We start from the raw sequence: 8373 nt of genomic DNA, 5'->3' as shown, positions 1-8373 counted from the left end.
GCCGGCTGCCCGGCGCGCTTGATGTTTAACTTGGCCAGCAGGTGTGCACGGCACGCGGCGGCGCTGGTTGGGATCTGCTGGATCTCCAGCAGGCGGGCCTGCTTCTGGCTGGCGTACTCGTCTGCCAACTGGGCGGCGCTCTTCTGGCTGTCGTGGCCGATACCGGTGGCGATGTCGCCAAGTGGCTCGCCGGCCACCAGCATGCGGATGGTGATGTCGTAGGCCCGGGCGAACACCTTCTCGGCTCGCTCCACCTCCATCGACCCCAGGTTCTGCGCCTCGCACTGCAGGGCCGCGTGGCGCACCGCTGCATGCGACCAAACACGGGAACCTGCCCTGCTGGGGTGGAAGTTCTCCAGCGCCTCTGCCAGGGCCCGCGCAAGCGGCGGAATACCCATCTCTTCCGGAGTTGGCTGGCACAGCTTGATGAACTTGCCGCTGCTCGGGGCGAAGTCTGTACCCAGCACCCGGCACTTCTGGATGCCGAAGCGGATCTGCTCGAGCGTGTTGATGCCTGCGGCGACGAAGGACTTGATCCAGCTGCGCTTGGCAGCCTTCAGCGCCTCGTCATCCGGCCAGGCCTGCTTCCACGCCGGGAAGATGGCCTGCAGCTCCTTGAACAGGGCGTTGACCACTTCGGTGGTGCCTGGGTCCAGCTGCTTGGCCGGGGCCGGGACCTCGGCAGGCAGGTTGCCGGCCGTGGCCATGATCTGCGTCACGCTGCGCAGTTTCGGTTGTGCACTCATAAGCCCCCCAGGTCATCAGCCCAGCTGGTGTCGTTGAAGTCGGGACCGCTGGCTGGGCGGCGGGATGCGAACGGGGCAGCGCCTGCTGGCTGCGGAAGTTCGTCTTCCCAGCGCTTGCCGTTCAGCCAGGTCGAGGCGTGCGGGATGAACTGGCCGCCATCCTTGGTCCAGTCGGTCGAAACGGTCCAGGCAGCCAAGGCCTTGGCCATCAGGTCGAACAGGTCAGCACCGACTTTGATCTTCGCCCAGGCCTTCTTGGCGTCGGCCTTGCTCACCTTGCGCGGGTAGAGCTTCCAGAAGCGCTCGAAGTCGACCAGCTCGCTTTCGCGAGAGTCAGTCCTTACTCCCTTCAGTCCTTGCTTACCTTCAATACTTACTAGTGTCGGATTTGCCGGATACGGCTGAGCCGGAAGCGGTTCAACCGGATACGGCAAAGCCGGAAGCGGTGTTTCCGAGACGACGTAATGGGTTTCGCCCAGCAAGCCGGACTCGCAACGGTCCTGGCGGCGCTCGACGTAGCCGGCGGCTATCAACTCTTGCAGCAGGCCGTACACGCCGTCACGACCGGTTGGCTTCGTCGACTTGGCAGTCTCGTTGCGCAGGTGAGTTACGGATACGGCCCAGTGGTCAGGCTTGCCGAGAAGGAAAACCAGAAGGCCACGGGCGGCCCAGCTCAGGCGCCCGTCCTCGCTGATCGACTTGTTGAGCATGTAGAAATTGGCCTCGGGGCGAGGCGCACGGATGATGCTCATGCTGTGCGCCTCCCTTGGCCACGGAAATCTACGGTCTTCGCGCCCTTCCAGCTGTTGCACGGGGCGCATAGGGTTTGCAGGTTCTCTTCTGTAGCTTCGCCGCCCTGGACCTCTGGAACGACATGATCGGCACGCAGATCGGCCCGGCTACCGCAGCGCAGGCAGGCGTACCCATCGCGCTCAAACACGGATAGTCGAACCCTCGGGCTGATCACCTTTTTCCGGTAGGATGGTTTGGCGGGAGCATCACCTTCGAAGGCCAGGATGAACCTATCGCGCCCGGCAACCTCGATCAGCCTCCGATCTTCAAGGCCTTCAATGAGGCGCTTAACCTGATCCTCCGGAATGTTGGTGTAGCGCGCGATAGAGGCGGCACTGACGCTGGAGAACGGCTCCTGCGCGTTGTCACAGATGCAGAGCAGCACGAACTTTTCGAGCGGATCGACTTCTTGCTGCCCCAATGCCCACATCATGGATTGGACGCTCATTGCAGCGTCCTCCAGGCCGGCATCTGCTCAACCTCTTCGTCGAGCGTATTCTGCTCCAAGTAGCGCTGAAGGACGGCCTTGCGCAGCGCTTCGGGATCACTGCCACAAAGGCGGCGCACCAACACCCGCAGGGCCAGGCAAGCATGCACCGCCTCGATCTTGGCGTCGTGCATGCAGCTTGCGCAGAACTCGTCGTTCAGCAGCACCTCTTCGACCAGGTCGACGCCTGTCCAGGCTTTGTAGGCCAGTTGGTCGTCGGAGAACTGTTCCATGTAGGCTTCGTCGATGACGACCACCGATTCGGCATCGTTGTCCTTCATGCGGCACCCCCGAGCAGATCGCTCTCACGGCTTGCCCACATGGCGCGCAGCTTGGTCAGCCCTTTGCCCGTGACGCGGGGAGTGGCTACGGTAGTCAGCCCGTTCTCGGGGTGTTCGAACGTGCCGAGCTTGGCAGTGAGGTAGCCGCGCTCGATAGCGGCCTGCATGGGCTCGTTCTTGCGAATGGTTACCCAACGGCGCTGGCGCAGAAACGCCATGAGCCGGTTCTGCCCGGTGCCGATCAGCTTTGCGGCCTCGGCAACCGAGTAGGTTTCGTGCGTGACGGTGACGGCGTCGAAGAACTCAACTTTGGGCGCGTCGGCGCATACCTTCTGCTCTAGCGCATGATTCTCCAGGCTGAGTTCGGTGTTGTCGGCCTCCAAGGCTACGACCTTGCGCACGTTATCGGTAAGCAGGGCCAGGAGCAGCTTGGGGTCGTTGAGAGAGGTGATGTCAAAGGCGGGTTTGGCCGCCGCCTGCTCAAGCTGTGTCAGCCGGCGAATCACCCGGTGGCGCAGAGGGATGCTGTACCCGGTTAGTAGGGTCTCGGTGATCTCCCGGTCCAGATAGAAACAAGACGTGTACCCTCGCCCATCCTTGTCTTCCCGGACATGGCTCACATCTGAGCCATCTTGCTTGAGGGCATCTAGCACCTCACGCACGTCGCGAATGACGTTCTTGTGAAGCTTGCCTGTCAGCTCGGCAATTTCGAGGCTGCTCATCGTTATGCTGCGCGCCACAAAATCGTGGCTTGCGTTTTGTGGCGCGGAAGTGCCGGTATTGCCTTGGGTGCTGAGTTGCATATATGATTGCCTCACACAAGCGTTACGAATGCAGTACGAGAAGCCGGGATCGCACCCCGGCTTTTTTGTGCCTGCGATTTAGGTGTCACTTTTGAGGCCCTCTTTAGGGGCCAATTGGTACAGCTTCGCTTTGGGCCTACCGACCATTGCCGGCCCTCCCATTGCCAGGAACTCGATGGCAATAGCCTCAAGTGCCTGATCAATGCTCAAGCCCTTGCTCAGGGCAAAGGCACTGATCTTTCTCTTTGCACCATCACTCAGGCGCTCGTAGTCGATTTCGGGCACGTGACCTCCATAGGGCCCCTAGGCCGCGCTAGACTGCTTGTCGTCCTTGCTCAGCGCTTCAATCGCACCGTTTTCCACGGCCCACTCGATCATTTCGTAGAGGTAGGTCGCGTGCTGCATCTCTGCGCGCTCTGCTGCCCGGGCCAAGATGCGGTCCAGGGTTTTGTTGAAACGGACCTTCCGAGGCGTATCACGCTTATGGGACTGGTCTGCGTACATGCGGGTACTGCTCCTTGCGGTTGAAATGGGTTAGGCGGCGGTCTTGGTTGGCGCAGTGGCAGCCAGAAGGCGCTGAGCCTTGAGCGGCTTTCCATTGGCCTTTGCCAGGGCTGCGATCTTTTCGGCGTACGTTGTTTCGCCGGTGTATTCGGTGCGCGGGAGGCAGCCAGCGGTGAGCCACTTGTAGACGGCGCGCGGCGTTTTCCCGCAAGCGAGCGCAACGGCGGTCACGCCACCTGCGTCATCGATTGCCTTCTTGAGCTCCTGCATGGGGCCTCCAAACGAAATATGAACTGTCAGTACATATTATGTCGGAACTGAAAGTACATGCAAGCGCGTGCGATATTGAACCTATGGTTCAGATAGAAGAAATACGAGCGGCCTTCGCGGCGCGCTTGAGAGAAGCCCTGCTTGCCAACGATATTCCGTCGTGGGGCGGCGGTGCTCGCCTTGCGAAACTGGCTGGGGTCACACCCAAGGCCAGCAGCAAGTGGCTGAACGGAGAATCGATGCCCGGCGGGGCCAAGATGCTTGCCCTGGCTTCCGCGCTCAAGGTCCGGGTCGAGTGGCTGGAGTACGGGCGCGGTGGAATGCGAGATGGCGATCAAGAAGCCCCGAAGCCATTAGCTTCGCAACCCGCCGACATTCCCGCCTTTCCTACCGAGGATGACGAAGAGGACTCCTACGTCCACATCAAGCAGTACACCGCCCTAGTTTCGGCTGGGCCAGGTCAATCCAATGACCATGTCGAGGTTAGGGGGACGCTCGCATTCAAGCGCGAATGGATCCGGTTCATGGGCCTTAACCAGAAGAACCTAAAGGTAATTTACGCGCAGGGCTCGAGCATGGAGCCAACCATAAGTGATCGCGACGTTTTGCTGATTGATGAGTCACGGATCGATCCTGTGGACGGCCAGGTGTTCGCGCTCTTCAGCGAGAACAAGGGCGCCATCGTCAAGCGCCTGATCTTCTCAGACCTAGAGGGCTGGATAATTCGCAGCGACAACCCAGACAAAGCACTTTATGCAGACCTCAAGGTGCCGGACGGAGAGATCCATGAGCATCGCATCCTTGGTCGAGTAATTTGGCGCGGAGGAGTGCTTTAGTCATGCCCCTAACCAAGCCCCAACCGAAACATCGCATGCTCAATGAGGGATACAAAGTGGGCGCAGCGCTATGAGTGAAAAATTAGTAGTCGAGCTTGAGCAGGTTGAGGCCTTAAGCCTTGAGAGGATTCAAGACTATCTCTTGAGCGTAGGTGTGCTCAGGGCATGCGAGGCATGCGGAGCCTCTGCTTGGGAGATCGACCAAAACGGTGATCGTGTAGCATTCACTCTCACGCCGCTATCTGACAATCCTGACGCTGGCCTTGTCCTTCTCCCCTTGACGTGCCAAACCTGCGGAAGCATGCGACACGTCAACGCCGTGCATATGACTAGAAGAATTCTGGAGAAGGAAACGAAAAGTGTCCAATGACTCCAATGTTGTACATATGAGAGGAAAGGGCAATACTGACGGGAGTCGTACGCCGCCTGGAGGTGGGGATATGGAAGCTCGCGTAGCCAAGCTCGAAAGCCACATCGAGTACATGCGTAGAGACATCGCAGAACTTAAAACCGACGCCAAGGGCATCGGGTCGGATGTTTCTGAGCTGAAGATTTCTGCAAAATCCGCAGAAATCACGCTTGGTCACGTAGATAGCCATATGGTAACCAAAGGGAAATTAGCTCTCTGGGCTCTCATTGGGTTGGCTACGGTAGTCGGATCTGCCATAGGGGTAACCTGGTGGCTTGCCCAGCAGTATCTGGGCCCCATTCTTAAATCACTACCTAACCTTCCTCACTGACGCCCAATAAAAGCCCGCCTAGGCGGGCTTTTCTTTGCCTGCGTGATGGCTCAGGGCCAGAGTGGTAGGATGGGCGAATCCGCAAAACCGCGAAAGGATTCTCATGCCACTCATCACCTGCCCTGATTGTCAGCGCGAAATTTCAGATTCAGCACCAGCCTGCCCTGGGTGTGGGAAGCCTTCCACAAAGATTGAATTCTCGGCTTCTGACGGCCCAATATCAGGCAGGGTCTATCAGAAAAAAAGGCCTATTACCCTATCGCGGCTGATGATGTACGGAGCAATAGCGTGTTTGGCGTATGCCTTTTTTTGGCCATCTGAAAAATCCACCACCCAAAAAGCGCCGCCTATTGAGAGGTCGCAGTCGAGCACTGCGCAAGCGTCAAGCTCCGAAAGCCAGGCTCGCATCCAAGCATACGCCAACTCGACAAGCCTTGGCTGGTACGGTGGCGATAAAAACATCGTTAGCTTTGACACAGCCCCTGAACCATCAGGCGCAGCATCGTGCAATGTGCGGATCAAACCAGAGCGAAAGACAGTCGGCCAGACCGTCAGCATCAAGTCTGTATCTGGCAAGAAATCTCTAGACATTGAGCTTTTCAAAGGGTCGTGGAGAATTTCCGCCGGGTCGGTAGTGCCTCTGACAATATCATTCGACAACGCAGCATCGTATACAGTGAAGGCTCATGGGTTCAGTCGCGAGGTCTCCTTCAAAATACCCGTTGAAATGATCCCAGCCTTCCAGGGGAAGCTCATTGAGTCATCAAGGATGACGATTTCTTTCGTGGAGGGTGGCGAGCCTAGCTGGAGCGTAGATCTTGCTGGAATCGGTAGACCCATGGCCGACCTTCGTCAGTGCGCGATGAAGAGGATCTTGGAAAACCCCTCAAGCCAGCCATTGTAACCATTGCCCTAGAGCAATTTAGAAGCCCGCCTAGCGCGGGCTTTTTTGTGGGCGCAAGAAAAATGTGTACTTTTGGTACTTGACTACTGTGAACCACTGGTACATATTTACACCCATCGAGGCGCTACACAGCCCCTCGGGAGGCCCTCAAGCCTCACCGCTCTTTAACAAGCCAGACCGCCGAGCCTGCAGGCATAGCAGGCCACCACCCACGCATGGCTCTGGTGCGATCAGGTGTGCCGCAATAGCGCGGCATCCAAGCGGCGCGCATGCCTCGACAGATGCAGGAAGCGCGATACCGGGTGAGCGACCGGGGCCTGAGAGATGAACGATTTCACTGATGCAGCTTGGCGACAGGCTGCATTGGGAAATCAACGAACGAGGAATGAGGAATGCAGCTTGAAAACTATTTTGCTCTGGCTTGTGGGCTTGGCCTGCTGCTTGGTCTGGCTTGGTTCGCTCTCTACCTTCTTAGCTGGGCTTGGGTTTGGTCTTGGGCTTGGATGGATGATTCGAAGCCGCCTAAGCGCAATCCGCTGATCGAGGCGGTTAACAAGTACCGCGGACTTGAGCCTGGCCAGGGAATCTGCTGCAAGTACGGGTACCAGGGTAAAGATGGTGAGTGGAAGGATGGCGAAGGCGGTTTCTTCTACCCATTCCTTGCTCTGGCTCTTGGGCCCTTGGCGTTGCTTGTGGCCTTTAAGCTTTACCCGATCGTGCTTGCGGTGGCCACCGCGCTTGCGGTTGCACACGTTGCCCGATTCGCCCGGCGTCACAAGAAGCTGTTCGACAAGCACATCAAAGATCCCGAAGCACACAAATGACAGACGATTCCCCGGTGCGCCTCAAGCGGGGCGCATCAGGGGGAATCCACTGGTGGAAGAAACGATGTTCCTGATGATTTTCGAAGACGGCGAAATCAAAACCGCCGAGGAAGTTAGCGATTCGGACCTGGATGCGGCCGACGACGGCATCCTCGACATTCTGGATATCAGCGAAGCATTCAGTGTCAAGCGCCGCATGGACGGCGACTGGGTGGATGTTGATGACGTGAATGACTGATTTCACTGGCTGGCCTTGGCGACAGGGCCAGACGGGAAATCAACCGCCCTGGAGGGCAAGACGATGAGCTGCACCTGCATCAGCGATGCCGTTAAGCTGGTTTCTGACCAGCTTGCTGAGGAGGCGCCAGGATCCGGGCCTTTCTACATGCGCGCAGAGGGATACAACCTTTCACTGAACATCGAGACCGGAAAGGCCAGTCGCCGATTCTGCGTCGAAGTCACCGGCCACTACATGGCGCCGAAGAAAACCGGCGGCATGAAGCGCGTGAACAAAACGGTTTCGGTCGTCGCCAACTACTGCCCACTGTGCGGCAAAGCGTGCACCAGCGATGACCCGGAAGGGACAACCAGCGCCACGTCCGCCTGACGTTAACTGCCCGATGCCCTGCTCCCCATAGCAGGGTGTGATCGGGATGCGACTTGTAGTTTGCCTCGGTGGATCAGGGGCGCCACACCAAGCTGGTGCGGCCAGTTAGGTAGCGCTGCCGAAGCTGGCGTAAGTCTTTGGGGTTCGAATCCCCGCCAAGTCGCATCACCGATACACCCCGCATCCCCTTCCCTTCACACACGACCGCATTAGGCAGGCGCCAGGCCACCTTTCACGGTGGGCTTGGTCACCCGCGCCTGGCTCCTGGCCAATGCGGTTCTAATGAGGTTCACCAAATGGACTACATGGCAGCTCAAATGGATCGCCAGATTGAAGGCGCCCAGCACCGGTACGACGACGCTCTCAAGGAGGGCGAGCAGCCGGCCTTCCCTGTAGCCGCAAGCGAATACGGCGGCCATGGCACCCGCTTCGGCCTGACCATCCGCGATTACTTCGCGGCCAAGGCCATGCAGGGATGGTCAGCCAATCCGATCCCTCAGGACTCATCCATTCAAGAAGTTGCTCAATGGGCATATCGCCAAGCCGACGCCATGATCGCCGCCCGGGTGAAGCCATGAG

At 58.6% G+C, this 8373-nt stretch carries 15 protein-coding genes; 7 read left to right on the top strand and 8 right to left on the bottom strand.

Annotated features, from left to right (window positions below):
* The 8 genes from GYA94_RS24085 to GYA94_RS24050 all read right to left on the bottom strand — a co-directional run.
* Positions 1-746: replication protein P (locus tag GYA94_RS24085; RefSeq protein WP_161893240.1), on the bottom strand; the 746-nt coding region annotated here is incomplete at its 3' end.
* Positions 743-1498 (bottom strand): LvrA C-terminal domain-related protein, encoded by a 756-nt coding sequence (locus GYA94_RS24080; protein WP_161893239.1) that lies wholly within the window; start codon positions 1496-1498, stop codon positions 743-745. The genes GYA94_RS24080 and GYA94_RS24085, both read right to left, overlap by 4 nt.
* Entirely contained in the window at positions 1495-1986 is a 492-nt protein-coding gene (locus tag GYA94_RS24075) for an HNH endonuclease (protein WP_255326985.1), read from the bottom strand. Before GYA94_RS24075 ends, GYA94_RS24080 begins: the two co-directional genes overlap by 4 nt.
* Positions 1983-2306, bottom strand: a complete 324-nt coding sequence (locus GYA94_RS24070) for a hypothetical protein (RefSeq protein ID WP_161893238.1) — start codon at positions 2304-2306, stop codon at positions 1983-1985. The genes GYA94_RS24075 and GYA94_RS24070 overlap by 4 nt, the downstream gene beginning before the upstream one ends.
* Complete coding sequence (locus GYA94_RS24065) at positions 2303-3109, bottom strand: phage antirepressor KilAC domain-containing protein (protein WP_255326984.1); 807 nt, start codon at positions 3107-3109, stop codon at positions 2303-2305. The genes GYA94_RS24070 and GYA94_RS24065 overlap by 4 nt, the downstream gene beginning before the upstream one ends.
* A 78-nt stretch (positions 3110-3187) precedes the next feature.
* Complete coding sequence (locus GYA94_RS24060) at positions 3188-3394, bottom strand: hypothetical protein (RefSeq protein WP_075044576.1); 207 nt, start codon at positions 3392-3394, stop codon at positions 3188-3190.
* Between the two features lie 18 nt (positions 3395-3412).
* Positions 3413-3613, bottom strand: a complete 201-nt coding sequence (locus GYA94_RS24055) for a hypothetical protein (protein WP_060476701.1) — start codon at positions 3611-3613, stop codon at positions 3413-3415.
* Positions 3614-3643: 30 nt separating this feature from the next.
* Positions 3644-3883: a carph-isopro domain-containing protein gene (locus GYA94_RS24050; protein ID WP_100633219.1), complete on the bottom strand. Its 240-nt coding sequence runs from the start codon at positions 3881-3883 to the stop codon at positions 3644-3646.
* 38 nt (positions 3884-3921) lie between these two features.
* Between GYA94_RS24050 and GYA94_RS24045 the strand changes: the two genes are divergently transcribed.
* The 7 genes from GYA94_RS24045 (at position 3922) to GYA94_RS27760 (ending at position 8372) form a co-directional block, all read left to right on the top strand.
* The gene (locus GYA94_RS24045) at positions 3922-4719 is read left to right on the top strand and encodes an XRE family transcriptional regulator (RefSeq protein WP_308936450.1); all 798 of its coding nucleotides are present in this window, start codon (positions 3922-3924) and stop codon (positions 4717-4719) included.
* Positions 4720-5159: 440 nt separating this feature from the next.
* Positions 5160-5459, top strand: a complete 300-nt coding sequence (locus tag GYA94_RS24040) for a hypothetical protein (protein ID WP_114942258.1) — start codon at positions 5160-5162, stop codon at positions 5457-5459.
* 103 nt (positions 5460-5562) lie between these two features.
* Positions 5563-6363, top strand: a complete 801-nt coding sequence (locus GYA94_RS24035) for an FmdB family zinc ribbon protein (RefSeq protein WP_161893237.1) — start codon at positions 5563-5565, stop codon at positions 6361-6363.
* A gap of 392 nt (positions 6364-6755) precedes the next feature.
* Entirely contained in the window at positions 6756-7187 is a 432-nt protein-coding gene (locus tag GYA94_RS24030; protein ID WP_161551305.1) for a hypothetical protein, read from the top strand.
* A 64-nt stretch (positions 7188-7251) separates the two neighbouring features.
* The gene (locus tag GYA94_RS24025) at positions 7252-7425 is read left to right on the top strand and encodes a hypothetical protein (RefSeq protein WP_161893236.1); all 174 of its coding nucleotides are present in this window, start codon (positions 7252-7254) and stop codon (positions 7423-7425) included.
* Positions 7426-7488: 63 nt separating this feature from the next.
* Positions 7489-7794, top strand: coding sequence for a hypothetical protein (locus tag GYA94_RS24020; RefSeq protein WP_161893235.1), 306 nt, complete (start codon positions 7489-7491; stop codon positions 7792-7794).
* Between the two features lie 296 nt (positions 7795-8090).
* Positions 8091-8372 (top strand): hypothetical protein, encoded by a 282-nt coding sequence (locus tag GYA94_RS27760; RefSeq protein WP_167524236.1) that lies wholly within the window; start codon positions 8091-8093, stop codon positions 8370-8372.
* The last annotated feature ends 1 nt before the right edge of the window (position 8373 follow it).

Origin of the sequence: Pseudomonas juntendi (genome assembly GCF_009932375.1) — a bacterium.
GTDB classification, from domain to species: Bacteria; Pseudomonadota; Gammaproteobacteria; order Pseudomonadales; family Pseudomonadaceae; genus Aquipseudomonas; species Aquipseudomonas juntendi.
Note: the sequence above shows the minus strand (reverse complement) of the source record. Positions and strands in the feature narration are given on the sequence as shown.

Bases quoted from the DNA above. Each gene is read 5' to 3' on its own strand.
- GYA94_RS24030 (WP_161551305.1), top strand. From the start codon at position 6,756: ATGCAGCTTGAAAACTATTTTGCTCTGGCTTGTGGGCTTGGCCTGCTG.
- GYA94_RS24075 (WP_255326985.1), bottom strand. From the start codon at position 1,986: ATGAGCGTCCAATCCATGATGTGGGCATTGGGGCAGCAAGAAGTCGAT.
- GYA94_RS27760 (WP_167524236.1), top strand. From the start codon at position 8,091: ATGGACTACATGGCAGCTCAAATGGATCGCCAGATTGAAGGCGCCCAG.
- GYA94_RS24040 (WP_114942258.1), top strand. From the start codon at position 5,160: ATGGAAGCTCGCGTAGCCAAGCTCGAAAGCCACATCGAGTACATGCGT.
- GYA94_RS24080 (WP_161893239.1), bottom strand. From the start codon at position 1,498: ATGAGCATCATCCGTGCGCCTCGCCCCGAGGCCAATTTCTACATGCTC.
- GYA94_RS24055 (WP_060476701.1), bottom strand. From the start codon at position 3,613: ATGTACGCAGACCAGTCCCATAAGCGTGATACGCCTCGGAAGGTCCGT.
- GYA94_RS24025 (WP_161893236.1), top strand. From the start codon at position 7,252: ATGTTCCTGATGATTTTCGAAGACGGCGAAATCAAAACCGCCGAGGAA.
- GYA94_RS24020 (WP_161893235.1), top strand. From the start codon at position 7,489: ATGAGCTGCACCTGCATCAGCGATGCCGTTAAGCTGGTTTCTGACCAG.
- GYA94_RS24065 (WP_255326984.1), bottom strand. From the start codon at position 3,109: ATGCAACTCAGCACCCAAGGCAATACCGGCACTTCCGCGCCACAAAAC.
- GYA94_RS24070 (WP_161893238.1), bottom strand. From the start codon at position 2,306: ATGAAGGACAACGATGCCGAATCGGTGGTCGTCATCGACGAAGCCTAC.
- GYA94_RS24045 (WP_308936450.1), top strand. From the start codon at position 3,922: ATGTCGGAACTGAAAGTACATGCAAGCGCGTGCGATATTGAACCTATG.
- GYA94_RS24050 (WP_100633219.1), bottom strand. From the start codon at position 3,883: ATGCAGGAGCTCAAGAAGGCAATCGATGACGCAGGTGGCGTGACCGCC.
- GYA94_RS24035 (WP_161893237.1), top strand. From the start codon at position 5,563: ATGCCACTCATCACCTGCCCTGATTGTCAGCGCGAAATTTCAGATTCA.